Below are 26,259 nucleotides of genomic sequence, written 5' to 3' on the forward strand. Positions count from 1 at the left end.
CGGAGCGAATTTGACATTCGTGAGCACCAGCGCGCAGGACTGACACCGAATGCGAGGGTTTGTCTACACGCTGAAACCCGCCTCAGTGGCGGGTTTTTTCATGAGCAGCTGCTGTGACTTCGAAATCAACAGACGCTTTTGGGATGCCGTTGATGATGATGGTTAATGTATGAATGCCCTCATAGTGCTTTCTCGTTGTCATATTTTGAAACGACTGTGACCGGACAAATTCTCTATGCAGCGCCGATCCTGTTTCAAATTCTGTGATTTTAAATACCTTTTGATTGCGTGTACCACGAGCTTTCACGTAATCAACGGCATACTCTACGCGCAGCTTTAATGGCTTATCAACCTGAAGAATAAAATGAAAGGTCAGCTTCTCTCCAATACGAACGGGGTCTTGCGTCACCTTCAAATCCGTTACTTGGATAGACGGATCATCTCCATAGCCAAATAAAGCCATGATATCTGGATCGCCTTTTTTCAATAACGTACGGGATGCATGTTTGACAATCCAGTTTGTATGTTCATTGGTTCCATACCAGCTTTTCACCATTTGCTTCATGAGGTCTGGCTGAATTGCAGAAATATCATTTAAATGATTCGCCACACTTTTTTGCACATACTTGGCCGAATCTGACTTCAAATTTTCTAAAATGGGCAGCGTGACAGAAGGGTCCTTTTTCAGCGCAGGGACGGATAATCCCCACGGCAAACGAGGCCTGCATCCTTCACTAGCGAGACGGCGAATATGTTCATTTTGATCCTGTGACCACACAAGCATCTGCGCCAGCATTTTCTCTTGATCTTGTATGAGAAAAGGTCGAACGGCAAATTCAGCAGTGGAAAACGGTGTAAAGAATTCAAGTGCTTTGATCGAGATATCCCAATGGTCAACACCATATGTCTCGACATAGTCTGGAAATACGAGCGCACTGAGCCCTGTAAAATGCGGTGCTGTCTGACGCAGTACATCGATTGCCTTCTCATAATCCTCAGGCAGACAGGCGTGCATCGATTCAGTCACTCTTCTCATTCGTCCTTTTAACTCCAGTTGCTCCCAATCCTCTTGAAACACGAGCTGCTGAAAGTGATCAGCATCAAATACCTTTGACGCTTGCGCAAGTTTTTCTGCTAAATGTTGAATAAATGGTTCATTATATACATGTTTTAAAGGTTCGATCGTGTCCGCCTCCCATAGCTCAATATCATTATTTTATCCTAAATTGTCAAAAGCGGCATAACAACAAGCTAAAACAGCCCAATTCCGAAGAATTGAGCTGTTGTCCCGTTATATAAACATATTAATAATCATAATAAATGCAATGGCGCTAACGGAAATGATGGTCTCCATAGCCGTCCATGTCAAGAACGTCTCTTTGATGGTCATACCAAAATACTCTTTGATCAGCCAAAAACCAGAATCATTGACATGAGACAAAATCAGTGAACCCGCTCCTGTTGCTAAAACAAGCAGCTCTCTGCTCACATCCGGCATGGATGCAGCGATTGGGGCTACAATTCCGGCCGCTGTCATCATGGATACTGTAGCTGATCCTGTTGCCACACGAATAACCGCAGCAATTAGCCAGCTAAGTAAAATCGGTGAGATTGGGGAGTGTTTGGCTAAATCAGCAATATAATCCCCAACGCCTGAATCGATCAGTACATTATTGAACGCTCCGCCTGCACCAATCACAAGCAGAATGGAAGCGATCGGTCCCAAACAATCGTTACTGAATGACAGCACTCGGTCACGGCTCATCCCTTGTATAAAGCCAAGGCTAAAGAAAGAATACACTGTTGCAATCAATAAAGCTGTTATGGGATCTCCAATGTACTTGAACATCTGATACCACATACTATCCTCTGGCAAAATAATATCCGCCAACGTGGCAAGCAGCATAAGAATGACCGGCACCAAAATGGTAAACATCGTATTCGCAAAACCAGGAAGCTTCCGATCAGCATTTCGTTCCGTGAATTGCTTTCTGAGCATCTCTGGAACTGGTTTATGTATTCGTTTTCCAATCCACTTACCATACAACGGTCCAGCAATAATAGCTGTTGGCAAACCGACGATGATTGAAAAGAAAATCGTTTTCCCCACGTTGGCATGATAGATGCCTACTGCTGCCATTGCAGCTGGATGAGGCGGGACTAGCCCATGCACAACAGACAAGCCTGCGATTAATGAAATCCCAATCGTCACGAGCGAAATGCCCGTTTCAATCGCAATGGTAAAGAGTAAGGGAATGAGAAGAACAAATCCGACCTGGAAAAAGACAGGTATCCCCACGATAAAGGCTACAAACATCATCGCCCAATGCACATTCTTCGTCCCAAAACGACTGATTAGTGTTTGAGCGATCCGCTCAGCGCCCCCTGACTCAGCCATCATTTTCCCAAGCATCGTCCCAAGCGCTAGCACAATCGCCAGTAATGATAACGTGTTCCCTAATCCCGTTTTAATCGATTGAATGATTTCCTGTAAATCCATTCCTGTAGCAAAGCCTACTAGCATAGAGGTAATGATCAAACTCACAAACGGATTCAACTTAGCGACTGTAATGAGAATGAGTAAAAGGACAATCGCCGCAATCACAATGAATAAAAGCATGTTCTCCCACCTTTTCCCCGATGTTTAACGATTTTGTTTTAATTGCAACGCACTAATGACATCAAATTCATCCTTCAGTTTGTCATAGAGACGCTCATATAAATAAAATAGCTCTATGTATGTTTCGTTGTTCTTCATATTTGGTTCATGGCGGGCAGAAATACGAATCCATTCCTGCACCTCTTCTATCTCTTCCATATGACCTAAACTATGAAGTGCAAGGACAGCCGCCCCAAGTGCGGAAGCCTCGTAGCTTTCTGGTACGAGCACTTCTCTGCCCATCGTATCGGCCAAAATCTGTCGCCATAGAGGGGATCTCGCAAATCCACCAGAAGCCCTGACATCCTTCGCTGGACCTGTTAAATCTCTTAGTGCCACACCGATCGAGAAAACACTCATAATGACGCCTTCTAACACGGCTCTAATAAAGTGCTCGCGCTTATGCTGAAGACTGATCCCGAAGAACGTGCCTCTTGCGTTTGGATTCCAATAAGGTGCACGCTCACCTGTTAAAAATGGTAGAAACAGCAGCCCTTCTGAGCCAGCTGGAACCTTTTCTGCAATATCAATCATTAGATCGTAAGGGTCTACACCTAGACGCTTTGCTACCTCCACCTCGGAAGACCCAAATTCATCCTTGAGCCATCTCAGCATAATTCCGCCGTTATTGGTCGGTCCTCCGACGACCCAATGCTTGTCCGTCAATGCATAGCAAAATGTTCTTGATTGCTCATCTGTAATTGGCTGATCTACGACTGTACGTACTGCACCACTTGTCCCAATCGTGACTGCTACCTCACCTTTGCCAATCGCACCAACACCAAGATTCGCTAGTACACCGTCATTTGCACCCACAACAAATGGTGTATCTTCTTCAATGCCCATTCGCAGCGCAATTTCTGGCTGAAGCCCACGCAGCTGATGCGTCGTTGGAACAAGTTCAGACAGCTGATTCACCTGAATTCCTGCAATACGTAGTGCCTCCTCGTCCCATTGAAGCGTTTCCAATCGGAACAGTCCTGTTGCTGATGCGATTGAATAATCGACCACATACTGACCAAAGAAATGATAAAGAACATACTCTTTGATGGAAATGAATTTTGCTGCCTGATTGAAGACGTCAGGTGTCATTTCCTTGATCCATCGTATTTTTGAAAGCGGTGACATTGGATGGATCGGTGTTCCGGTTCTTTTATAAATTTGAAAGCCATCTAAGTCCGTTATGATTCGTTTCGCTTGTTCTGCACTTCTGTTATCAGCCCAAATGATACTGTTTGTTAATGCTTTTCCATTCTCATCCATGACGATTAAGGAATGCATCGCCGTACTAATCCCCACACCTATGAGGTTTTTTGCATCAAATGCTGCTTTCGTCAATGCGCCTCTTACACTCGCAATCACAGCATCTAAAATATGTTCAGGGTTCTGCTCAACCCATGCTGGCTGGGGGTGAATGAGGTCATAAGGAACAGAATGCTTTGATATGACTTTCCCCTGAGGTCCAAATAGAACCGCCTTTGTACTTGTTGTTCCAATATCCAAACCAATTACCGCCTGGTTTCCCTTCATCTGTATCACGCCCAATCATTGATTTGAAATAAATTGTCGTGGTGCCGGTGTACCTGATAAATCCCATTATAGGAATATTTTTTTCGACATTCAACGCTCAAAAAGAAAATAATTTTCACTAAAAACCTCAGAATCGTTACCACAACAGCATTTATCACTAACAGAAAAATTTATTTTTGAAACCATTACACTCTTTTTTGAGAAATGGTTTCTCTCATTTGCTTTAAGTTTGTTAAAGTTTCCTGCTGCCTTAAATGTGCAAGCGCAAAATATAGCACATCAATCACAGTAAGCTGGGCAAGCCTAGCGGACATCGCTTCCGTTCGGAAAGCCGTTTCTTGCGTTGATGTATACAGCGTGACATCTGCAAGCTGACTCAATGGAGAACGCTGATAGCTTGTAATGCCAATGGTTTTCGCTCCTTTTTCCTTAGCTGTTTTCATCGCATCCAGTAAATCCTTATTTCGACCAGAATGAGATATACCAAGCACTGTGCTCTTTTGATCAAGCAGACCTGCCGACATCGCTTGAAAGTGAGAATCTGTATGAACAATACAGTTGATGCCTGTTCTCATAAATTTGTGAAAAGCATCTGTGGCGATGAGACCAGACCCACCGCTGCCATAAAACTCTAAGCGCTCTGCTTCATGGATTAATTGTACGGCTTTTTCTACATCTTCTGGATTCAACAATTGAAAACTATCCTTTAATGCAGTGATGTTCGCCTGAAATACCTTTTGCATAAAAACGGCAGTATCATCGTCAAGACTCATCTCTTCATCTACATAATCAGGCTTCGTTTGGTCTATTTCCTGGGCAATAGCAATCTTCAAATCTTGATACCCCTCAAATCCAAGCCTTTTACAAAGACGAAAAATCGTTGCCTCTGAGCTCGCTGTCTTTTTGGCAAGCTCGACAATCGACAAATGGATGATGTCGCGGGGCTCACTCGTAATGTGCTCAGCAATTGCTTTCAGTTTTGGCGGCAATCCTCTGCTTGCTGCCCTTATCTTATCCATACTACTTAAACTGACAGAAGCCAATTGACTTCACTCCTTCCTCATTCATGTGAGCGCATACATTTCCTCATGTTCCCATCTTATAAAAAAGAAGCCTGTTTGCACAGACTTCTTTTTTAAGAATTCAAGACTTTGATCATTAAATCAAAAAACCCTTCAGCATCTACATCCATACACACTTGAAGGTTGCGATCTTTTCCCCATTGGTGCTGTAAATCACATATCATTTGACCATCGCAGAACTCACTCTTCGTCTCCACTTCTACATGAAAAGCCTGTGTATTCACAAGTTGTTTATCAATTGAAAGACTTATAGCAAGCGGATCATGCATGGCACATGCCCACACCCCATTCCGCTCAAAATAGCGCTGGCGGTAAATGCTTGTGCTCTCTCTGATATAACTAGCTAACGTTTCATTTTGAATGGCATCAATTCTCTCATCCGTTAACAAGACCTGTCTCGTGACATCCAGCCCTACTTGAGTCAGTGAAGGGAAACCAGCCTCCAGCACCAATTTCGTCGCTTCTGGATCTGCATATGTATTAAATTCCGCAACCGGTGTGACATTCCCCTGTCCCTGCACGACACCCCCCATAAAAATGACTTCTTTCACGTGATGAATCAGCTCAGGACATTTTTTTACCGCAAGGGCTAAATTCGTTAACGGTCCTGTCAACACAAGCGTAACCTGCTTCGAATACTTCAGCACTTGGTCAATGATAAAATCAGGCGCAAAACCTTCATCTGCGGTCTTCTTAGGCCGGGCGTCCTTTAAAGCGCCGCCAATTCCATCCTCCCCGTGCACCCGATGTTCATAATGAGGGGCTCTCAAAAGAGGCGTCGCTGCACCTTTGATGACAGGGATTTCCTCTGCCTCAACCAGCTCAAGCACTTTACACGTATTCAACGTCGCCGCTTCAACAGACACATTCCCGCACACCGTTGTGATCCCCAACATATCAAACCGCTTACTTTTCACTGCAAGCAAAATACCAATCGCATCATCAATTCCAGTGTCTACATCCAAGATCAATTTCTTTTTATTTGCCATGGATGAAATCTCTCCTTTAAATGAAAGTGTTTTTATTGATTAATAGCATATTACTTTAGTCATCATTTATAGGGAACAAACTGATAACGGATGTTTTTTACTCTTTTTCTCCAATATCCTTGAGATACTGTTCACGTTCTTTTTTAGAGAGACTATTCAAAAAATTTTCTTTCACTTTAGGTTCATCTTTATATTCATCCCAGTCTATAAAACGATCTGATAAATCAGGGGAATGACTCATCGAACCGATTTCGTTAGTTTTGTATATTAATGATGCAGAAAAGTGATATTTTTCTGCATCATTATTTATATATCCATCAACTGTGATATAACCCATAGGGCTTATAGATACATTCTTTTTAAATGTAATAGTTTTAATAAAATTGTGAATATCTTCTTTATGTAGGCGTTCTTCAATTTTTGGCTTCATCTTTTCTGCGAATTCTTCTGCCTTAACTTGATCGCTTTTTTCTTCCACGATAGTCTTACCTCCAGAATCACTTGATTTTTTTTCCTTAAATTGTTGTAGTATAAGTGTCACTACCAAAATGATTGCAATAGTGAACAAAAGAAATACAATTTTCAACGTGCTTTTCATCAAAAATATCCACCTTCAAATATTTTATTAATAGATTTTCTCGCTCATATTATAGATATTTAATATACTTTAAATTATAATATTCATGATAAATATTACAGGAGTGACAATTTTGTCTAAAAATAGATCACACTTTCAACTTAGCGACAAAGACTATAATTTTATTTCGAATGCATCTTATAAAATAGATAATTATAAAAAATATAGTGACATAGCTATAAGCCAGGACAGGAAATTGTATGTTATTGACTATAAAGAAACAGAAAAAGGACTTAACGCATTGACTCTCGTTTCAACGGATGACTATATTAGATCCGGTAAAGGCAAAGACCTCACAAAAATCAAAAACGCCGTCATCGCCTACCGCGGCTCAGAACCGATTGGGGCAGGCCAATATAAAGATACCATTAAAAAACATGGAAAAAAAGAGTCAGATGATCTTCTTTCTACCATTTTGACAAAGCTGCCTCCTTTTAGCCAGTCACAGACGTCAAAGGAAGTCACGACGAAGGTGACGACAGGGACAACGACCTATACAAATGAGATTGTACAAGATTGGTTGATTTCAGATACGAAGTATTTGATTAAAAATATCCCTTTTGAACACGGCGCAGAGAATCAAATGGTGCAGGCGGACCGGTATGCGAAAGAGATCCATAAGAAAATGCCGAATGCGAAGATGTATGTGACAGGGCATTCACTTGGCGGGTCAAATGCTTCTTATGTTCTTGTCAAAAATGATTTTATTAAAGGCGGGGTCACCTTTGAGAATCCGAATATTTACCCAAATCTATCGGATGGTCTGCAAGCCAAAGCATTAAAAGGTGATTACCGTAGTAGATTAACAGAATATATCAATCTCAATGACGGGCTATCTCTCTTAAATCGTCATACGACAGAAATCGGTCGTGTGAAAGTGATGTATGATGCCGCTTTACCTGAAGGCGTCGATTACACTGAGGACTCCTCAAAAGCCGTCCAATTTATGAAAAATCTCCTCAATCGGGCAATGAGTGTGAATCCTTCACTTGATGCGAATTTATTTCTTGAAGCCCTCGCCGGCAGCCATGGCTTAGACCGGTATTCCTTTTCGTCAGATGGCTCCGTTCAAACCATTGATGATATGTTGAGAAAAAACCCTTCTCTCACTGCCGCCATGTTACATCAATTGAACCAATCAAATGTTCACCCGCAAAGTGTGGTAGCGATTTTAATCAAGTCGCATGTTCTTATGAACACAGGTCGTACATTCTCCACATATGCCGAGCACCATATGCAGCAAATCATTCGCAAAATTGAGAAACTCGATGACAAAGTGGATCAATCAGTGGAACGCGTTCGTTCAAGATACAAACAAATTGTCGGTTTTGGCTCGTATGATCAGCTGACGGCTTCAGATGTGGATGCTGTCATTCGCCACTTAAAAACAGAGGGTCTTGAAAATGAGTTCTATTCGGTCAAAAAGTATGATGCAGCGATTGATCATGCGATGAATATGAAAAGGTGGTTGGACTCAATATCAGATGATATGAGCCAGCTAGGAAAACAATACCACGATGCAGATACGGCCCTAGCCAAGAACATGGGTATTTCTTAAGGAGTACGACAAATGGAATTTTCAAAGAAACAACCAACAGATGCAGATCGTTTTTTGCAAAGAATGACAGATACGCATACATCAAGCTCCATCTTCTCTCAAGCAAACTTTAACACGGAAGACATGACACCAGCAGAGCTGGCTGCTTTGAAGGCAAAGATCAAAGAAGAACAGAAAACAGCGCTGATCAGAGCCATCCGGCATCAACTTCAAAATGAATTTGCAGAGGATCGCCAAGAAGCCAAAAAAATAGTAGATCTGATTGATGACCTTCTGATTAACGTGTACAAACATCAAAAGAACATCCAAACCCATATGTCAGGTGAAGCCATTGACGCCTTAATCGAAAAAATCGAACAAAGACTCACATTTTTTGAGCTGAAAGAAGATGTTCAATCCGCCATCGACTCGATCGGCATTTAAATGAACCTGCCATCCGGTGAATCTTTTCCCCGTCTCACTCGTATATACTAAAAGAGTGATTGATTTGAAAGGAGATCTGTTTGTGGGATATATGTTGTTATTTTCGGTTGTGATCGGTCTTGTCCTGACCCTTTTGCTCACACCACTCAGGTTAATCGTTAGAAAAAAAGGGACTGAACAACAGGTGCCGCTTATGTGGATTGCGGGACTTGCCCTGCTGTTTATCATCGGGATTTTCGGCTTCTACTACATCACCAATTTAGACCGCAACCCATCATCACTGTGGCTCATTGGACTTGTTGTGACAGCAGCAGGTGCCTTTTTATCAGTGGGATTGGAGCGGAAGATCAAGGGCGTTTTATTTCTCATATTATTGTTGCTCGGTGTTTATATGGCAACCGCTTTTCTATTCAATGCAAATGAGAAATTCGACGTGTCTAAGATGGATCAAAAAGTCGAAATCAAAGCGTTTGATGAGACAGAAACACCTGCGAGTGTACCACCGCAATTTGCTCGCAATAAGATGAAGAAATCGTTCGGACAGGTGCCAAACACGAGCTACTACGAGCTTGGCAGCTTGCAAATTCAGAAGGTCAATGGTGAGTATGTGTATATCGCACCCGTCGAGTTCTCCGATTTCTTTAAATGGATTCGTTCTGGTAGCACACCAGGTTACTTTACATTAAGTGCGACCGACTCATCTGCCAATCCAAAGTTTGTGAAAACCGAGATGGTCTATACGCCTTCTTCCTATTTCAATAAGGAAATTGAGCGGCATATCCGTCTTCAGTATCCAGATTTGATTTTCTATGGAGATACGCAGCTCGAGATCAATGATGATGGCAAGCCTTATTACATCCAAACATTTGGAGATTTCATCTCTGCACGAAACGGGTTTAAAGCTTCAGGTGTGGTTGTTGTGGATGCCAAAACGGGTGAAACGAAGAAATATTCCTTAGACAAAGTACCAGCCTTTATTGATGGCGCTGTTTCGCCAGAGGCCGTCAGTCTGCAAAATAGTTACTTCGGCAACTATGTTCATGGTTTCTGGAACAGTATGTTTGGAAAATCAGATGTGAAGCTGCCTTCAGACGAGGGAACGGAAGCCAATGTAAGTCCAGTGTTTGATTCAAAAGGGGATATGTATTACTTCACAGATTTCACCAGTCCAAAAGAGGGCGTTGATTCCATGCTCGGGTATGCACTGACAAATGCCCGAACAGGAAAAGCTACGTATTATACGGGTAATCTTGAAGAATCCTACATGGATTCACAGGGAGCTTTGCAAATTATTGAGAAACGATTTATCGAGAAGAAATGGAAGGGCCGCATGCCGATTCTTTATAATTTCTACGGGGAAGCCAGCTGGCTTACACCTGTTCTCGATTCAAACGGGTTCCTGCAAAACTACTTTATTGTTTCGGCAGCCAATCCTGAGATCGCCGCATACGCTTCTACACCAAACGAAGCACTAAGAGCCTATAAAACAGCTCTTCAAAAAGGCGGCGGTACCGTCAATAGTTCATCAAAGCAAGAAAAGAAAGAGTCAACAGGCAAAGTGAAGAGGGTGTATAAGGAAAAGACCGGTGATTATACAACCGTCACCTTCTTACTAGACGATGGGAAAAACTACACCATGTCATCTGAAAAAGAGCCTCTTATTATTTATTTAAAAGAAGGCGATCAAGTCACCATGAAGTACACAGATACAGGTGAGATTTTCCTACCAGTCGATGAAATCAACATCAAAGGATTATAAAAAAAAGACGTTTCTCCTACTGCGGAGAAGCGTCTTTTCTCTCTTTTCTCAACAACTCAACAAGCAATTCCTTATTCTTATTCCCACCTGTCATCGGGGATTCAACATATGAAAATGTCCGTTTAAAGTCCATTCCCCTCACAGAAATGACAGCCAATTCCCCGCCAATGCTGCCCCGCTGGAGCACATATTTAGATAAAACAGACAGCCCCATTCCATGAATGACAGCTTCTTTAATCGCTTGATTGCTGCTAAATGTCACAAAAGTCCGCGCTTTCAGTCCATTTGATTTCAGGACGTGCTGTAAGTATTCTCCTGTCCCAGATCCCTCTTCTCTTGTGATCCATGTTTCATTTTGCAATTGATCAATGGTGACATCCTTTTTCTTTGCAAACGGATGGTCTAATGGGGCAACGATATACAGTTCATCCTCTAGGAACGTTTCTACAGAGAGTTCTTTGTCATTGGTTTGTCCTTCAATCAGTCCGATGTCGACATGGAACAACCGAACATGTCTAGCGATCGCCTCTGTATTATCAATGACTACCTCAATATCAACATGCGGATAAAGCTGATGAAATTGTGCCAAAATTTGCGGCAGCACATACTCCCCAATGGTAAAACTCGCTCCAATCGTGAGCTTCCCTCGTGCCAGATGATGATGCTCATAAATATCCTGCTTCGCCTGTTCATATAAACGAATGATTTGTTTTGATCGATGGTACAGCATATCCCCAGTTGGCGTCACCGTTAATTGCTTTGGCGAACGATTAAGCAGAACCGTCTGAAATTCCTGCTCCAAGTTCTTAATGTGAAGACTGACACTAGGTTGAGAAATCCGCAGCTTCTGGGCTGCTTTTGTAAAGTTCTTCTCTTCCACAACTGTCACAAATGTCTTCAGTGCATCATAATACATCTGTCCCTCTCCTATCAGAAATCTTAATCCTACATCTTCAATACATATATTTTACTAATTCCTTTCCAACTCGTAAAGAACAGTCTAAACCAATCAATTTAATAAAAATATTTACTAATTTTTTTAAAGACTCTATACTGAAAGGAGATATTTTCTATAGGAGGTGCTGACTTGGCAGCTAAAATAAAGGACATTGCGGAAAAAGCCGGATTATCCATCGCCACCGTGTCTCGCGTATTGAATCAAGATCCCAACCTATCGGTTACGGATCAAACACGTGAGAGAGTATACGCGGCAGCAGAAGCTTTGTCCTATCAAAAAAAGACATTCAAACATTCACTAAAAAAAATTGCCTTTCTCTATTGGATGACCGAAAAAGAAGAGCTTGAAGATATTTATTTTAAATCCATTCGTCTAGGCATTGAGGAACTCACCAATACCAGAAGCTTAAATGTTACCGCTTACAACCCGTCTGATGGTCTTCAATCGATTGATCCTTCTACAGAAGGCATCATCGCCATCGGTCGATTTAAAAAAACTGAGCTTGATCAATTATATGCGATCACAAAACATATCGTCTTTATTGATACATCACCAGATGAAGACCGCTTTGATTCTGTGAAACCAAACCTGAAACGAATTGTAGAAAAGATTATTGATTCTTTTATCGAAAAACAGCACACATCCATCGGATTTATTGGCGGGACAGATCTTGATCTCAATACAAATAGGCGGATTCCAGATATTCGTGAAACGACCTTCCGCCAGTACATGACAGCACACAACAAACTGGATGAACAATTGGTCTATATCGGCGACCACTTCTCTGTAGATGAAGGCTATTCATTGATGATGAAGGCGATCGACGAGCTCGGCGATCACCTGCCAACCGCTTTTTGTGTCGCAAGTGATCCTCTTGCGATAGGCTGTTTACAAGCATTAAATGAACGCGGTTTTTCTTTACCAAATCGAGTGAGTGTCTTTAGTATCAACGATATTCACGTCTCTCAATATGTGTCACCACCGCTCACAACTTATCACATCCATACCTCTTTACTTTGCGAAACAGCTGTCGATTTACTTTTAGAAAGACTTGTTGATGGCAGAACATTACCAAAAACCGTGCTGATTGCCTCAGAACCTGTCTTTCGGAAAAGCACGATATAAACAGCTGGAAGGCCTGCCGTATATGGTGGGCTTCTTTTCTCTTTATTTCAGTAAAAAATTTTACTTAATAAATTTAATAAAATGTGTTTACTTTTTTTACTCAAGTTGATATTCTCACATTAAGAAAGCGTTTTCTTATCATCTGTGAAAAAAGAACGAGAGGGGATTACGAATGAAAAAGGGAAAATGGGCGACATTATCGGCAGTCGTTGGTACTGCTGTGCTGCTACTGTCAGCATGCGGACCAGGAGATGACAATTCAAGCGGTACACAGCCGGCATCTACAGGTACAAAGACCTTGCTAGTGTGGGAGGATGTCAAAAAGTCTGATGGGATTCAAGACGCCGTCAAAGAATTTGAAAAACAAAACGATGTGAAAGTCAAAGTAGTCGAAAAAGCATATGCCGACCAAATTGAAGCGCTTCGTCTTGATGGCGCAGCCGGCACTGGTCCAGATGTCATCACCATGCCTCACGACCAAATTGGATCAGCTGTCACAGAGGGATTGTTACAAGAAATCAAACCAGATCAAAAAGTAATCAATTCCTTCACAGACGAATCGATTCAATCACAAACGGTAGATGGTAAGCTGTATGGCCTGCCAAAATCCGTTGAAACCACTGTGCTTTTCTATAACAAAGACCTTGTGAAAAAGGCACCAACGACACTTGATGGCTGGTATGACCTTTCGAAAAAGCTGACAAAGGACGGGAAATACGGTTTTGTTGCGAAGTGGGATGAAATTTATTACGCACAAAGTGTATTAGGCGGTTCAGGCGGCTATATTTTCAAACAGAAAAACGATGGGTCTTATGACGTCAATGATATTGGTCTTAATAACGATGGTGCCATCGAAGGCGGAAAATACATTCAGACATTCTTTAGCGAAGGTCTTTTCCCGAAAGGCATCATTGGTGAGCAAGGAATCAATGTCCTCAATTCCTTATTCACTGAGAAAAAGGCAGCGGCTGTGATTTCTGGTCCATGGTCATTTGGTCCTTATAAAGAAGCGGGTATCGACTATGGCGTGACGGAACTGCCAACACTCCCTAACGGAAAACATATGAGCTCGTTCTTAGGTGTAAAGAGCTACAACGTCTCCTCTTATTCTAAAAATAAAGAACTTGCCGAGAAATTTGTTGAGTTTATCACGAACGAAAAAAATTCGAAAAAGCGCTTTGAAGTCACAGAGGAAATTCCACCAGTGAAAAAGCTGATGAAAGACCCAGTCATTACTGAAAACGCAAATGCGGATGCTGTTTCAAAGCAAACGAAATATGCCACGCTGACACCGAACAATCCAGAAATGGCAGAGGTGTGGAAGCCGATTGACAGTGCATTAGGACTGATTGCGACTGGCCGTACCGATGTGAAAAAAGCATTTGATGATGCGGTCAAACAAATCGACTCGCAAATTAAAGCGAATCACTCCAAATAAACATCAAGCGCAGGTAGCTGTTCATCTATCATGCTGCCTGCACTTGATCTAATTTCATATGAAGTAGGTGTTAGACGTGACGGGTAACCTTGAACTAGACCGCACACACATAGTGGAATCAAAGACACACCGGAGACGGGCGCTAATGTTCTCTCTTATACCCGGGATGGGGCAAATATACAACAAACAGTATGGCAAAGGGGCACTCTTTTTCCTGTTTGGCGTTTCTTTTCTAGTAGTGTTTTATGATTTATTCAATATTGGCTTCTGGGGGCTGTTCACACTTGGTACGATGCTGCCTCGTGACAACTCTGTTTTCCTTTTAGCAAAAGGAATTATTGCACTTTTAACAGCTGGCTTTGGCATCGGTTTTTATGTACTCATGATACGAGATGCATTTATGAACGGAAAGAAACGTGATCAAGGGGTTCCGCTTCATTCCATCCGTGCTCAATACCATCAGCTCATCGACCAAGGCTTTCCTTACTTAATGAGCACTCCTGCTTTCTTTTTACTTCTATTCTCTGTTGTCTTTCCTATTATGTTCAGCTTTGCGCTGGCCTTTACAAACTATGATTTATACCACTCGCCTCCTGCCAATCTCATTGATTGGGTAGGCATCAAAAACTTTCAAAATATCTTTTCAATCGATATTTGGAGAGACACATTCATTGATGTACTAGGCTGGACGGTCGTATGGACGTTGGCTGCATCGACCCTTCAATGTGCTGTCGGCATTTTCCTAGCGGTTCTGCTCAATCAAAAAGATTTAAAAGGAAAACGGTTTTTCAGAACGATTTTGATTCTGCCGTGGGCTGTTCCAGGATTTGTGACCATTTTGGTGTTTGCTGGATTGTTTAACGACACGTTTGGTGCGATTAACAATACCCTTTTTGCATCGATTGGAATTGATCCAAAACCATGGCTGACAGATCCATTTTGGAGCAAAATCGCTCTTATTGCGATGCAGACTTGGCTTGGTTTTCCTTTTGTGTTCATTATGACAACTGGCGTTTTGCAGGCCATTCCTGAAGATTTATACGAGGCTGCAACCATTGATGGGGCAAATTTCTTTCAGAAATTCCGTTCCATTACATTACCGCTTGTCCTCTATTCAATTGCACCTATATTAATCACGCAATATACGTTTAACTTTAACAACTTTAATATCATCTATTTATTTAATGGCGGGGGGCCGCCTGTGGCTGGCTCAACTGCTGGGGGAACGGACATCTTGGTTTCTTGGATTTACAAACTGACGATGCAGTCTTCTCAATATGCACTCGCTGCCGCTGTTACGATCTTACTGTCAATCTTCGTCATTGCCATTGCACTTTGGCAGTTTAAGAGAACGAATTCATTCAAAGAGGAGGACATGATGTGATATGGGATCAAAACAGAATAAGCTCATTCGTCTGAGTATCACTTATTTCATCCTTTTCATCGCCTCCGTATGTATTCTATATCCACTTCTTTGGACGATCGGCGCTTCCTTTAATCCTGGGAATAGCCTGATGAGCACAAGCATGTTTCCGAAGAATCCAACGTTCAGCCACTTTACAGAACTCTTCTTCGGTCAGGGAGCACTTTATGCAAAATGGTATTGGAACTCAATGAAAATCAGTATTGCGACTATGCTCTTAACGTTGATCCTTGTTAGCTTTACAGGTTATGCCTTTTCTAGGTTCCGATTCAAAGGACGCAAGAATGGACTGATGCTCTTTTTGCTGCTGCAAATGATTCCTCAATTTTCAGCACTAATTGCCATTTTTGTATTGGCTCAAATGCTTGGACTCATTAACAGCCACCTCGCATTGATTTTGATTTATGCAGGCGGACAAATCCCGATGAATACGTATTTAATGAAAGGTTATCTTGATGCGATTCCAAAGGATCTCGATGAATCAGCCAGAATGGATGGCGCAGGGCATTTCCGGATTTTCATCCAAATTATTATGCCGCTTGCCAAGCCGATTTTAGCCGTTGTTGCCATCAACTCATTTACAGGACCGCTGGGTGATTTCATCATCTCCAGTGTCATTGTCCGCTCACCCGAAATGTATACGCTCCCAATCGGTCTATACAATCTTGTATCAGACAAAATGGGTGCCAGCTACACGACCTTTGCAGCCGGGGCTTTACTCATTGCGATTCCAGTTGCTTTATTGTTTCTTGTTTTACAAAAACAATTTGTATCCGGCCTCACACAAGGCGGGACAAAAGGATAAGGGGAGATTTGATGAAGAAATGGTTGCTTGTCACTGTTGTCGTTTTCTTTCTGATGGGGTTAGGTATTCTGCCTGAAGCAAAGGCTGATACGATTTCGGTGAAACCGATCAATGGATTGCAAGGTGATTTCATCAAAGGAGCCGATATCTCCATGCTCGCAGAAGTGGAGCGAAGCGGCGGCAAATACTACAACCAAAACTGGCAGCAGGTTGATCCGCTCAAGCTATTAAAAGAGAAAGGTGTCAACTATGTGCGCATCAGACTCTGGAACCATCCATACGACAACCAAGGCCGTGCCTATAACGGCGGGACTAACGATTTAAATACCGCCATTGCTCTATCGAAACGTGCAAAAGCACAAAACATGAAAGTGCTGCTTGATTTTCACTACAGTGATTTCTGGACCGATCCCGGTAAACAGTTCAAACCGAAAGCTTGGACCAATCTCTCCCAAAGCGATTTAGAGAAAGCGGTTGGCACTTACACAAACGATGTGCTCAAAGCGATGAAAGCACAAAACGCCCTGCCAAATATGGTACAGGTCGGGAATGAATTGAATTCAGGTATGCTTTGGCCCAACGGAAAGAGCTGGGGTGAAGGCGGCGGTGAATTTGACCGGCTCGCTGCTTTGCTAAAAGCGGGAACAAATGCTGTCCGCTCTGTCGATTCAAACATCAAAGTCATGCTTCATCTTGCACATGGAGGGGACAATGGTGCATCTCGCTGGTGGTTTGATGAAATCACCAAACGAGGCGTTTCGTTCGATACGATCGGTTTATCTTACTACCCGTATTGGGACGGGGGATTTAGCGGTCTTACTAACAACATGAATGATATTAGCGCCCGCTATAACAAAGATGTCATCGTGGTAGAAACCGCCTACGGCTTTACAACAGCAAATGGTGACAACCTCGATAACTCATTTAACCAAGATTCAGTCAATACAGCCGGTTATCCAGCATCACCACAAGGGCAGGCATCTTTTATACGAGATCTATCAGAAAAAATTTCACAAGTAAAAAACAATCGCGGGAAAGGGTTCTTTTATTGGGAGCCGCTTTGGATTCCAGCAAAAGGTGCTCCGTGGTCTAGTCAATACGGGCTCGCTTATATTCAAACAACCGGGACAGTCGGGAATGCTTGGGAAAATCAGGCCATGTTTGATTTCAACGGAAAAGCCCTGCCTTCTCTTGATGTATTTAAACAAATGACACCGTAATTAAACAGATAGGACGTGACAAAATGGGAAAGCGTTACCCACTCGTTCACCCAAATGTGAAAGGCTTTTTGCATGGTGGCGACTATAATCCTGATCAATGGCTCCATATGCCGGAGATCATTGACGAAGATTTTCGATTAATGAAGCTTGCACACTGTCAAACATTCTCTATCAATATTTTCGCTTGGAGCAAGCTCGAGCCAAAAGAAGGGGAATATGATTTTGCCTGGCTGGATGATATCATGGACCGCTTGGCAGCGCAGGGAGCTCACGCCATTCTCGCCACGCCAAGCGGAGCAAGACCTGCTTGGCTCTCGCAAACATATCCAGAAGTCTTACGCGTTGAAGCAAACCGCCAGCGTAACTTACACGGACTTCGCCATAATCATTGCTTTACCTCACCAGTTTATCGAGAAAAAACGAATACACTCAATCGTTTGCTCGCTGAACGCTACAAGGATCATCCAGCGCTAATCATGTGGCACATTTCAAATGAATACGGCGGTGAATGTCATTGTGATCTTTGCCAAGAAGCATTTAGAGACTATTTGAAAGACAAATACAACCATGACCTTGAAGCTTTGAATCAAGCATGGTGGACGGGATTTTGGAGCCACACCTTTACCGATTGGTCGCAAATCGAGTCACCAGCCCCTCATGGCGAGCACATGATTCATGGCATGAACCTAGATTGGAAGCGTTTTGTCACAGCGCAAACGATCAATTTTTATCAAAATGAAATTGAACCGCTGAGAGAATTAACACCTCATGTGCCAGTAACCACCAATTTTATGGGCGACTATCCGCATATGCGTCCATTCCTTGGACTGGATTATCATCAATTTGCAAAAGAAGTCGACGTGATCTCATGGGATAGCTATCCAGCATGGCATAGCGGCAGAGAAACCACTGCAGAATTAGCGTCAAACGTCGCCTTCGTTCACGATTTGTATCGTTCATTAAAGGGCGGTCAGCCGTTTCTCGTGATGGAAAGCACACCAAGCCTCGTGAACTGGCATGAAGTGAATAAGGTGAAACATAAAGGAATGGCACACCTCTCTGCCATGCAGGCGATTGCCCATGGGTCCGACTCCGTCCTTTATTTCCAGTGGAGGCAAGGCCGGGGCGCCTCTGAAAAATTCCACGGAGCCGTTGTGGATCATTCAGGACATGAACACACGCGTGTGTTTCAAGAAGTCGCTGATTTAGGAAAACAGCTGGAGCAGCTTCAGCCGATTGCGGGTACATCCGTTCAACCAGAAGTCGCCATCATATATGATTGGGAAAACCATTGGGCGATTGATGATGCGCAGGGCTTAAATAATACCAACAAACGCTATGTAGAGGCTTGTCAAACTCATTATCGAAGCTTCTGGAAAAAAGGCATCCCTGTTGATATTGTCGGGATGGAAAAGGATTTCTCATCCTATCGAGTGCTCGTGGGGCCAATGCTTTACATGATCAAACCAGGTGTGGCAGAAAAGATCGAAGCATTTGTCAAAGAGGGCGGCATTTTTGTGGCAACATACTGGAGCGGCATGGTCGATGAAAACGACCTCTGTTTCCTTGGTGGTTTCCCCGGTCCTCTCCGCCATGTACTTGGTATTTGGGCAGAGGAAATCAACACATTGATGCCAGATGAACACGTCTTAATGACCACAGGAAATGGACGCACTTATCATGTCGGGCAATATTGCGAGTCCATTCACCCAGAATCAGCCTCTGTGTTAGGGCATTTTGAGAATGGCTGCTATGAAGGACAGCCCGCCCTTACTGTTCGTCCATTTGGCAAAGGGAAAGCATACTATATGGCTTCTGAAAATGAGCAAGCGTTTTATGATGATTTTTACGAAGATCTCATCACAGGAATAGGCATACAACCGATCCTCTCCTCTTCGATTCCAGAGGGCGTCAGCGTCCAGAAACGCACTGATGGATCGCAGGACTTTGTGTTTATGATGAATTTTACAGATAGTAAAAAGGTAATTTTGTTAGAAGATCAAATCACTTATGAAGATGCATTCCACTCTTCAAATTTAACAGGAAAAATAATACTAGATGCCTATGAATATTTTATATTAAAAAGAAAAAAAGAATGTCTTTAAAGACATTCTTTTTTTCTTTTTATGCAAGAACCAACCTTAAATTCAGCTTAAATTCAGCTTATAAACAAAATTCCAACTTGAAATAATATGGCAAAACATGATACATTATTTGTGAGAATTAGCAAAAAAACACTTTTTGAATCAAGGAGCATTTATGGATAATAAACACAACTTTATTACTCTAATACATCATTTCGTCTTTTCTCCTAAGAACTTTCTCTTAATCAAATACTCTAGTGAAAAAAATTATCGTCATTCTTGGTTTGTTTTCCTGGCTGTGTTAAGTCTGTTTTTAGGGTTTTATTTAGCTATTTTCCCCACAATCTCTACATTAATTAATCATTCTTTTAAAACAAATGGGATTGATTATACTGCTGATATGAGCATACTCATTATGATGATTACACTAGCATTAGGGATTGTTCAATTTACAGCAATGGTTCTTGTAAGCTTCTTTATAATACATATCATTGGGATATTATTTGGTGGTGTTGCTACTGCTAAAGAGTTTTTCCCAAGTTTTATTTATTCTATCATACCGGTTGCTATCAAATTTATAATTCTCATTATCTTTTCTTTCTTTTTAGGTAGTGATTTTGCATTTTCAGTTATTTATCCAAATTCTCAAAAGCCAATTGATATTATATTGAATATTATCATCGACCCCTTTTTTTGGTGGTCTACCATTCTAGGGTGTATTGCAATTAAAGAAATACACAAAATTTCCTATATAAAAACTGTCATAATCGTTTGTATAACAATGTCTTTAGGTATTATTTCTCTTTTTTCAACTAGCTTATTTTTGTAAACTGAAAGGAGGTGAATTCAAATATGAAAAATAGCAATCTTTTTAAAATTGCGAGTGTTACAAGTATAGTTTCTCTTTTTGCCATCGCTACTTTCCTTATGGGTTCTTCAGAAGGTATTGCAAGTTTAGCTTCTATTGATTTCAATTCAGGTAATCAATTTGCATTAGACCTTGCAACAAACTTAGGAATTAGTCGCAAGACCGCTTATGCTGCTATAGGTGTTATCATGACTACTGGCGATGTCCTAACAATACTTAGTCTATTAGCTGTTGTTTTGGGTGGAACTGGCCTTGTCACTGCTGCTATGGTAGCTACTGCGAAAAAATTGGCTACAAAACACGGCAAAAAATACGCTGCAGAATGGTAAAATCCAAAGTGAAGAAATTGAGGAGTATAATTATACTCCTCCTTCTTTTCGTCTAGGAGGAATATAATGCTCAACAAAAAAGTTTTTATGGCAAACTTTAAACTTACATATAGACGTACTTTAAACCGTTTGATTTACTTTTTCCCATCAAGCGAAAATTTACTAAAATCAAATAGACTTATTTTTGTTTTTACACCCTTTTTTTTAGTCTACCTTTTTATTCTATATAAGGCTTCAACTACTCTTTTTCCTAATGTACCAGTCCATATCTTATCATTAGGTACAAATTTTATTATTCTTTTTTTTGTTTTGAATATTTTAAAATCATCAACTGATATTTTACATCGATATGTATACCCTGAAGATTTCCTTCTTTTACATACTTTAAAGACAGATCCCAAAAAAGTTTTATTATCGAGATTTTTCACAACAATTTTTCTAAATGTTTTATTCAAATTAACAATAATAGTATTCCCTGTACTTTTTTTCATAAATTTTTATACAAGTAATAAATTATACCTTTTTTTATCATTTGTACCACTATTTATATTTATCTTTGGCCTTACATGCATTTACTCATTACTCACATATATCACTTATTCTAAATTTTTATACAAAATCTTGAATTCTAGGTTAATTAGTCTGTTATCTTTTATAGGAATCGCACTCTTATCTGCTCTTTCAACTACTTTTTTTGGTTGGATCGGACTTAACTACTTTTATGAAAAAGATCTTCTTGAAGCTATTGAAAATTTCATATCTGTATTTAGATTAGAGACGATATTAACAAATACATGGCTTCCTACTAACTGGTACCTACTTTCAACAAAAAGTGATATCTATTTATTTATCATATGTTCTTTAGGTTTAATTGCACTAGGATTTCTTTTACTCTCTATTTCCTATCTAATAGTTTTGAAAGTGTTGCTTATAAAGGAAGCAACACCTAATAATCTTTTGCCGAGAATAAAACCAATCAAATTACCTTTTTTAAATTATTTAATAAATTTCTTTCCCCGGCAAAATATCGCAATTTTAAAAAAGGATCTTACTGCTCTATTAAGAGCTAATTTTACTATCAAGAGACGCTTAGTGCTATCTGTAAATATGATTGCAATAGAATTAGGTGTATTGGTAGGAATTAGTTTAAATCAAAAGTGGTTTGACTTCTCGGAACTTTTTGTTATTTATCCAATTTTATTTGCCGTAACTTACAACACTTCTTTATTAGGAGAAGGCTTGCTTGGGATAACTTCAGCAGATGCAGAGCGCGAAAATCTATATATTTATAAGAATTCAGGCGCTTCTATCTTCAAGTTGATTGCAGGAAAATCAATACTGCATTTATCTATAATTCTTATTATAATGAATTCATTATTTTTAGTTATATTATTATTATTCAACTTAGATACTATGACTCAAATTATTTTGTATATCATGATTAATTCAATTAGTCTTATTATAGGTTCTGGCCAAGTGATAGGTACTTTCCTCTATCCTCGTTTAGACTGGGAAAATTTAGAGGATATTGGTTCGTCTGTTAAAGCCTCATTTTTTGAACATACTATTCTTGGGGTACTACTAGCATTTTACCTTCAATTGTATGGGGTCTCAGGTGCTCTCGTTACTTTTGAAATTATTGATAGGAGTATATTCTTTTTACTTATTGTGACTGGAACATGTCTATTTTTCATTGGAATTTCTCTATTTTATTATTTTTGGATTAAAAGAATAGGAACGAAACATTGGGAGATGAAAACATGAAAATTGAGAATCTATCTTTCAAATATAAAGATAAACAAATTTTAAAATCTATAAATTTAAAAATAGAGCAAGGTAAGGTATATGGATTACTAGGACCGAATGGTGCTGGAAAATCAACACTTTTAAAATGTATTCTCGGGATTATGAAACCATACGAAGGTAATATTACTATCAAGGAGAAAACTATATATTCTGAGAGATCTTCCTATCTTAAGTATATAGGTTATGTTCCTGATTCTCCTTTTATCTATCATTATTTAACCCCTAGAGAGTACCTGGAATTTATTGCTGACTTACAAGACGTACCCTCTGAAATGAAGGATAATAGAATTGAAGTTTTGTTAGATCAATTTAACTTAAAACAAAATGAGAATGATATGATTTCTACATTTTCATTTGGTATGAAACATAAATTATCTGTTGCTGGAGCCATAATTCATGAACCTGAAGTTTTAATATTAGACGAACCATTAGGTGCGTTCGATCCTCCCACTACAAAGATGATGAAAAACTTTCTTAAACGTTATGCTGAACAAGGTAATACTGTGATCATGTCTACACACCTTGTTAATATCGCTCAACAACTATGTGATAGAGTTGGTATTTTAATTAACGGTGCTCTTGTTAAAGAATATGATCACCTTACAAACATTCAGCACTTTGAAGATTTAATTATAAAAGATATGGATACTTTACTAAAATGACAGGAATAATAATCAGAAATAAACGTATACTTTATATAGCAAGTATTTTATACATAGCAGGTATAGTTCTTGGGGTTATTTTTAACAATATTCTACCTAGTCTTAGTCCAGAAACTGTTGATGAAGTTACAGTTCTGGGATATTTCAAACATAACTTTGCTGCAAATTTATTTCTCATTTTCTCAATGTTTACATTTGGTATTTTGACATCTATCTTATTATTATTAAATGGATTTTTAGTAGGCTTATCCTCTTTACAAAGTATTACCGATCATGGTAACAATTTGTTATATATATTAACTGCTTTAATTCCTCATGGTATCTTTGAAATTCCTGCCATGATATTATCAGGTTCACTTGGTTTCAAATTGTTAGACTTTGTCTACTTAAAAATAAGAGGGCTACATTCCCCAAAGAAACATTTCTTTTCGGATATTTTATTTTTTACTATGGTGATATGTCTGTTGACATTACTTGCTGCTTTAACAGAAGCATTATTAACGCCCTTTTTACTAAAAAAAATTCAATAGGAGGTCCTTATGTTTATTAATAAAAAAAAGATAGATAAATTACTAGATGATCATTTAGAGGAAAACAAGGGAGATTCTAAAAACACAATTAATAGTTCTTTTATATTTGTATTTTATTTTTCAATACTCTTATCAATCTGTACTTTCTTTTTTGATTATAGATTTTTTTTAATCACTTTGTTTGGTCCAACCATTTTAGTGACTTTTATATCTCCTCCCCTACAATTTAATAAAGGAATTTATAGAGGTTGCTCTGCATTATATTTATTACTATTAATTATAGTGACATTTTTCTGGATCAAGTAAATTATCAACTGTTAATAAAAAACGTCCGAAACAGACGTTTTTTATTTTACCATTTTAAGTGGATTTTTTTCTAAATTTTTTGACATATTAAACACCGCACCATGATTGGCCCCGCCATCCTTTTTTACCATTGTATAGGTATGAAAGCGGTTGCCTAATACTCATATTTTTGATACTCTTTTTTTCAATGCAAATGTGGGATTGCATTGGTAAAAAAACAAACAAATGTAAACGGTTTATTGTAGGGGGAGGGGCTTATGTTAACGTTTGTTGGATTGTTGATTATTTTAACGATTGTTGTTTTGCTGATTTGGGGGAAAGCAAGTCCAATTGTCGCCATGGTCATGGTGCCTTTAATAGGGGCACTCATCGCGGGATTTGGTATCAATGACATTCAAACTTTCTTTGAACAAGGGATTATCAAAGTATTGCCAGTGGCGACCATGTTTATCTTCGCCATTTTATTTTTTGGCATTTTACAAGATACAGGGTTCTTTGAACCTGTAATTAAAGCGTTAATCAAGCTGACAAAAGGGAATGTTGTCACAGTTGCGATGGGAACTGCCTTGATTGGAGTCATCGCACACTTAGACGGAGCAGGCGCTACAACCTTTTTATTAACTGTACCTGCACTGCTTCCACTTTATAAAAAATTACATATGAGTCCTTATTTATTGCTATTGTTAATCGGGACGAGTGCTGGATTAACCAATATGATTCCATGGGCTGGCCCCACAGGACGGGCAGCTAGTGTCCTAAATATGGACCCATCTGAACTGTGGGTACCGCTTATTCCCATTCAGCTGATCGGGGTCGTGCTCGTATTAGGAATGGCATTCATTTTAGGAAAAAGAGAAGAAAAACGAATTCGGGTGAAAATCGCCGCAAATGAAGTAGCTGCTGTTCAATTAGAAGGCGCCGATTGGGATCGTGCTATTCAATCGATCAGCGAAACAGGCGATGCGTCTTTAAAGCGTTATCACTTAATGTGGGTCAACCTCATTCTATTTTTAGCTGTTGTTGTCCTTCTCGTGCTGAACGTGATTCCTGCTAGTTATATGTTTATGATTGGTCTTTCACTAGCACTTCTGATTAACTTTCCAAATGTGAATGTACAAATGGAGCGAATTAAGGCGCATGCCCCAAGTGCACTAATGATGGCAGCTGTAATTTTCTCCGCAGGTTCTTTTTTAGGAATTCTTGAAGGAACGGGCATGCTGAAGGCGATTGCAGTGGACAGTATTCACATTTTGCCAGCTTTCTTACTGCCATTTTTACATATCATTGTAGGGATATTTGGGGTTCCGCTTGATATGCTGACAAGTACGGATGCTTATTATTATGCACTTCTGCCGATTGTCGAATCGATTACATCAGAGGTTGGTGTGTCAGGGACATCTGCAGCATACGCCATGATGATTGGAAATATCATCGGCACCTTTGTCAGCCCCCTTGCACCTGCTGTATGGCTCGCCATCGGTCTTGCAGGGGTCGATATGGGGAAACATATCCGCTACTCCTTCTTTTGGATGTGGGGATTCAGTATCGTTTTACTCATCATCGCCAAACTGATTGGCATCATATAAAAAAGAAAGACATGCGCAAATCAGCGCATGTCTTTTTCTTTGAATTATGAAGGATATTCACTCGTGTGAATGTCTGTTTTCGGTTTTCTAATTAGTGACATCAATCCAACGATTAGCAACAAGATCATCGGAACGAAAGCAAGACCAACAGTTCCAATTAAAAGAGTCACAGCGGAAACCATGAAAAGAATACCAGAAAGCACGGCACGGCGGTCTGTTTTCAAGACAATCACACCAACAAGGGCTAAGACAGCCGCAATTGCGGAAACGACCATAAACTGAACGCCAAAGGCATGAACCGATGCCTCAAGTGTTTCAACTGGCAAGGCACTGCCTTCCTCTTTTAACACTTCATTCAATTCTTCATAAACTGCTGGGTCCACAGAGAGCATCAATGCCCCAAAACCAACACCAATTACGTTGAGGACAATACTGATAATCCCCATAATTTTTTCACCTTTACGCTTAATCATTGATAGAAA

Annotated in this window: 24 protein-coding genes; 16 read left to right on the plus strand and 8 right to left on the minus strand. The window is 40.2% G+C overall.

Features of this window, described 5'->3' with window-relative positions; genetic code table 11:
- Positions 1–82 precede the first annotated feature (82 nt).
- The 6 genes from ACTJJD_RS14550 to ACTJJD_RS14575 all read right to left on the minus strand — a co-directional run bounded on the left by ACTJJD_RS14550 (position 83) and on the right by ACTJJD_RS14575 (position 6,858).
- Entirely contained in the window at positions 83–1,183 is a 1,101-nt protein-coding gene (locus tag ACTJJD_RS14550) for a DNA alkylation repair protein (protein ID WP_060832774.1), read from the minus strand.
- 108 nt (positions 1,184–1,291) lie between these two features.
- A complete protein-coding gene (locus ACTJJD_RS14555; protein WP_079919973.1) occupies positions 1,292–2,620 on the minus strand; it encodes a GntP family permease in 1,329 nt (442 codons plus the stop codon).
- A 24-nt stretch (positions 2,621–2,644) separates the two neighbouring features.
- Positions 2,645–4,189 carry a gluconokinase gene (gene gntK / locus ACTJJD_RS14560; protein WP_035390003.1) on the minus strand — a complete coding sequence of 515 codons (1,545 nt, stop codon included), beginning with the start codon at positions 4,187–4,189 and terminating at the stop codon, positions 2,645–2,647.
- Positions 4,190–4,374: 185 nt separating this feature from the next.
- Positions 4,375–5,208, minus strand: a complete 834-nt coding sequence (locus ACTJJD_RS14565) for a MurR/RpiR family transcriptional regulator (RefSeq protein WP_034646848.1) — start codon at positions 5,206–5,208, stop codon at positions 4,375–4,377.
- Between the two features lie 116 nt (positions 5,209–5,324).
- The gene (locus ACTJJD_RS14570; protein WP_440608579.1) at positions 5,325–6,260 is read right to left on the minus strand and encodes a nucleoside hydrolase; all 936 of its coding nucleotides are present in this window, start codon (positions 6,258–6,260) and stop codon (positions 5,325–5,327) included.
- 97 nt (positions 6,261–6,357) lie between these two features.
- The gene (locus ACTJJD_RS14575) at positions 6,358–6,858 is read right to left on the minus strand and encodes a DUF1433 domain-containing protein (protein ID WP_206115870.1); all 501 of its coding nucleotides are present in this window, start codon (positions 6,856–6,858) and stop codon (positions 6,358–6,360) included.
- Between the two features lie 85 nt (positions 6,859–6,943).
- Here ACTJJD_RS14575 and ACTJJD_RS14580 point away from each other — a divergent pair, with 85 nt between their 5' ends.
- The 3 genes from ACTJJD_RS14580 (at position 6,944) to ACTJJD_RS14590 (ending at position 10,637) form a co-directional block, all read left to right on the plus strand.
- Entirely contained in the window at positions 6,944–8,455 is a 1,512-nt protein-coding gene (locus tag ACTJJD_RS14580; RefSeq protein WP_440608580.1) for a lipase family protein, read from the plus strand.
- A gap of 12 nt (positions 8,456–8,467) precedes the next feature.
- Positions 8,468–8,878 carry a hypothetical protein gene (locus tag ACTJJD_RS14585; RefSeq protein WP_440608581.1) on the plus strand — a complete coding sequence of 137 codons (411 nt, stop codon included), beginning with the start codon at positions 8,468–8,470 and terminating at the stop codon, positions 8,876–8,878.
- Between the two features lie 82 nt (positions 8,879–8,960).
- The gene (locus ACTJJD_RS14590) at positions 8,961–10,637 is read left to right on the plus strand and encodes a hypothetical protein (RefSeq protein WP_041092640.1); all 1,677 of its coding nucleotides are present in this window, start codon (positions 8,961–8,963) and stop codon (positions 10,635–10,637) included.
- 16 nt (positions 10,638–10,653) lie between these two features.
- Here ACTJJD_RS14590 and ACTJJD_RS14595 read toward each other — a convergent pair whose 3' ends face one another.
- Complete coding sequence (locus tag ACTJJD_RS14595) at positions 10,654–11,553, minus strand: LysR family transcriptional regulator (protein ID WP_017359912.1); 900 nt, start codon at positions 11,551–11,553, stop codon at positions 10,654–10,656.
- Between the two features lie 171 nt (positions 11,554–11,724).
- On the opposite strand from ACTJJD_RS14595, the gene ACTJJD_RS14600 reads away from it, so the two are divergent.
- The 13 genes from ACTJJD_RS14600 to ACTJJD_RS14660 all read left to right on the plus strand — a co-directional run bounded on the left by ACTJJD_RS14600 (position 11,725) and on the right by ACTJJD_RS14660 (position 25,777).
- Positions 11,725–12,720, plus strand: a complete 996-nt coding sequence (locus ACTJJD_RS14600; protein WP_125589256.1) for a LacI family DNA-binding transcriptional regulator — start codon at positions 11,725–11,727, stop codon at positions 12,718–12,720.
- A gap of 172 nt (positions 12,721–12,892) precedes the next feature.
- Positions 12,893–14,158: an extracellular solute-binding protein gene (locus tag ACTJJD_RS14605; RefSeq protein ID WP_008347347.1), complete on the plus strand. Its 1,266-nt coding sequence runs from the start codon at positions 12,893–12,895 to the stop codon at positions 14,156–14,158.
- Between the two features lie 145 nt (positions 14,159–14,303).
- Entirely contained in the window at positions 14,304–15,542 is a 1,239-nt protein-coding gene (locus tag ACTJJD_RS14610) for a carbohydrate ABC transporter permease (protein WP_007497272.1), read from the plus strand.
- A gap of 1 nt (position 15,543) precedes the next feature.
- On the plus strand, positions 15,544–16,386 hold the full coding sequence (locus tag ACTJJD_RS14615; protein ID WP_007497274.1) for a sugar ABC transporter permease: 843 nt from the start codon (positions 15,544–15,546) through the stop codon (positions 16,384–16,386).
- A gap of 11 nt (positions 16,387–16,397) precedes the next feature.
- Positions 16,398–17,606: a glycoside hydrolase family 53 protein gene (locus ACTJJD_RS14620; RefSeq protein WP_025208263.1), complete on the plus strand. Its 1,209-nt coding sequence runs from the start codon at positions 16,398–16,400 to the stop codon at positions 17,604–17,606.
- Positions 17,607–17,629: 23 nt separating this feature from the next.
- Positions 17,630–19,711, plus strand: a complete 2,082-nt coding sequence (locus tag ACTJJD_RS14625; RefSeq protein ID WP_440608582.1) for a beta-galactosidase — start codon at positions 17,630–17,632, stop codon at positions 19,709–19,711.
- A gap of 154 nt (positions 19,712–19,865) precedes the next feature.
- Entirely contained in the window at positions 19,866–20,519 is a 654-nt protein-coding gene (locus tag ACTJJD_RS14630) for a YIP1 family protein (protein WP_025208265.1), read from the plus strand.
- Positions 20,520–20,542: 23 nt separating this feature from the next.
- Positions 20,543–20,887 carry an uberolysin/carnocyclin family circular bacteriocin gene (locus tag ACTJJD_RS14635; RefSeq protein ID WP_025208266.1) on the plus strand — a complete coding sequence of 115 codons (345 nt, stop codon included), beginning with the start codon at positions 20,543–20,545 and terminating at the stop codon, positions 20,885–20,887.
- A 66-nt stretch (positions 20,888–20,953) separates the two neighbouring features.
- A complete protein-coding gene (locus tag ACTJJD_RS14640; protein ID WP_098680416.1) occupies positions 20,954–22,651 on the plus strand; it encodes a hypothetical protein in 1,698 nt (565 codons plus the stop codon).
- Positions 22,648–23,355 (plus strand): ABC transporter ATP-binding protein, encoded by a 708-nt coding sequence (locus ACTJJD_RS14645; RefSeq protein WP_041508029.1) that lies wholly within the window; start codon positions 22,648–22,650, stop codon positions 23,353–23,355. Before ACTJJD_RS14640 ends, ACTJJD_RS14645 begins: the two co-directional genes overlap by 4 nt.
- Positions 23,352–23,885 carry a stage II sporulation protein M gene (locus ACTJJD_RS14650; protein WP_025208269.1) on the plus strand — a complete coding sequence of 178 codons (534 nt, stop codon included), beginning with the start codon at positions 23,352–23,354 and terminating at the stop codon, positions 23,883–23,885. Before ACTJJD_RS14645 ends, ACTJJD_RS14650 begins: the two co-directional genes overlap by 4 nt.
- A gap of 9 nt (positions 23,886–23,894) precedes the next feature.
- On the plus strand, positions 23,895–24,191 hold the full coding sequence (locus ACTJJD_RS14655) for a hypothetical protein (protein ID WP_025208270.1): 297 nt from the start codon (positions 23,895–23,897) through the stop codon (positions 24,189–24,191).
- 257 nt (positions 24,192–24,448) lie between these two features.
- The gene (locus ACTJJD_RS14660; protein WP_046344821.1) at positions 24,449–25,777 is read left to right on the plus strand and encodes a CitMHS family transporter; all 1,329 of its coding nucleotides are present in this window, start codon (positions 24,449–24,451) and stop codon (positions 25,775–25,777) included.
- Between the two features lie 44 nt (positions 25,778–25,821).
- Here the strand turns inward: ACTJJD_RS14660 and ACTJJD_RS14665 are convergent, their stop codons facing one another.
- Positions 25,822–26,250, minus strand: a complete 429-nt coding sequence (locus tag ACTJJD_RS14665) for a DUF4064 domain-containing protein (RefSeq protein ID WP_440608583.1) — start codon at positions 26,248–26,250, stop codon at positions 25,822–25,824.
- Between the last annotated feature and the right edge of the window lie 9 nt (positions 26,251–26,259).

Source organism: Bacillus sp. 22446, assembly GCF_052044955.1.
GTDB classification, from domain to species: domain Bacteria; phylum Bacillota; class Bacilli; order Bacillales; family Bacillaceae; genus Bacillus; species Bacillus altitudinis.

Excerpts from the sequence above, each read along its gene's own strand:
- gntK (WP_035390003.1), bottom strand. The coding sequence starts at position 4,189 with ATGAAGGGAAACCAGGCGGTAATTGGTTTGGATATTGGAACAACAAGT.
- ACTJJD_RS14605 (WP_008347347.1), top strand. The coding sequence starts at position 12,893 with ATGAAAAAGGGAAAATGGGCGACATTATCGGCAGTCGTTGGTACTGCT.
- ACTJJD_RS14615 (WP_007497274.1), top strand. The coding sequence starts at position 15,544 with ATGGGATCAAAACAGAATAAGCTCATTCGTCTGAGTATCACTTATTTC.
- ACTJJD_RS14650 (WP_025208269.1), top strand. The coding sequence starts at position 23,352 with ATGACAGGAATAATAATCAGAAATAAACGTATACTTTATATAGCAAGT.
- ACTJJD_RS14555 (WP_079919973.1), bottom strand. The coding sequence starts at position 2,620 with ATGCTTTTATTCATTGTGATTGCGGCGATTGTCCTTTTACTCATTCTC.
- ACTJJD_RS14635 (WP_025208266.1), top strand. The coding sequence starts at position 20,543 with ATGAAAAATAGCAATCTTTTTAAAATTGCGAGTGTTACAAGTATAGTT.
- ACTJJD_RS14565 (WP_034646848.1), bottom strand. The coding sequence starts at position 5,208 with ATGGATAAGATAAGGGCAGCAAGCAGAGGATTGCCGCCAAAACTGAAA.
- ACTJJD_RS14570 (WP_440608579.1), bottom strand. The coding sequence starts at position 6,260 with ATGGCAAATAAAAAGAAATTGATCTTGGATGTAGACACTGGAATTGAT.
- ACTJJD_RS14610 (WP_007497272.1), top strand. The coding sequence starts at position 14,304 with ATGTTCTCTCTTATACCCGGGATGGGGCAAATATACAACAAACAGTAT.
- ACTJJD_RS14660 (WP_046344821.1), top strand. The coding sequence starts at position 24,449 with ATGTTAACGTTTGTTGGATTGTTGATTATTTTAACGATTGTTGTTTTG.
- ACTJJD_RS14580 (WP_440608580.1), top strand. The coding sequence starts at position 6,944 with ATGATAAATATTACAGGAGTGACAATTTTGTCTAAAAATAGATCACAC.
- ACTJJD_RS14640 (WP_098680416.1), top strand. The coding sequence starts at position 20,954 with ATGCTCAACAAAAAAGTTTTTATGGCAAACTTTAAACTTACATATAGA.
- ACTJJD_RS14655 (WP_025208270.1), top strand. The coding sequence starts at position 23,895 with ATGTTTATTAATAAAAAAAAGATAGATAAATTACTAGATGATCATTTA.
- ACTJJD_RS14620 (WP_025208263.1), top strand. The coding sequence starts at position 16,398 with ATGAAGAAATGGTTGCTTGTCACTGTTGTCGTTTTCTTTCTGATGGGG.
- ACTJJD_RS14575 (WP_206115870.1), bottom strand. The coding sequence starts at position 6,858 with ATGAAAAGCACGTTGAAAATTGTATTTCTTTTGTTCACTATTGCAATC.
- ACTJJD_RS14585 (WP_440608581.1), top strand. The coding sequence starts at position 8,468 with ATGGAATTTTCAAAGAAACAACCAACAGATGCAGATCGTTTTTTGCAA.
- ACTJJD_RS14595 (WP_017359912.1), bottom strand. The coding sequence starts at position 11,553 with ATGTATTATGATGCACTGAAGACATTTGTGACAGTTGTGGAAGAGAAG.
- ACTJJD_RS14645 (WP_041508029.1), top strand. The coding sequence starts at position 22,648 with ATGAAAATTGAGAATCTATCTTTCAAATATAAAGATAAACAAATTTTA.
- ACTJJD_RS14625 (WP_440608582.1), top strand. The coding sequence starts at position 17,630 with ATGGGAAAGCGTTACCCACTCGTTCACCCAAATGTGAAAGGCTTTTTG.
- ACTJJD_RS14665 (WP_440608583.1), bottom strand. The coding sequence starts at position 26,250 with ATGATTAAGCGTAAAGGTGAAAAAATTATGGGGATTATCAGTATTGTC.
- ACTJJD_RS14630 (WP_025208265.1), top strand. The coding sequence starts at position 19,866 with ATGGATAATAAACACAACTTTATTACTCTAATACATCATTTCGTCTTT.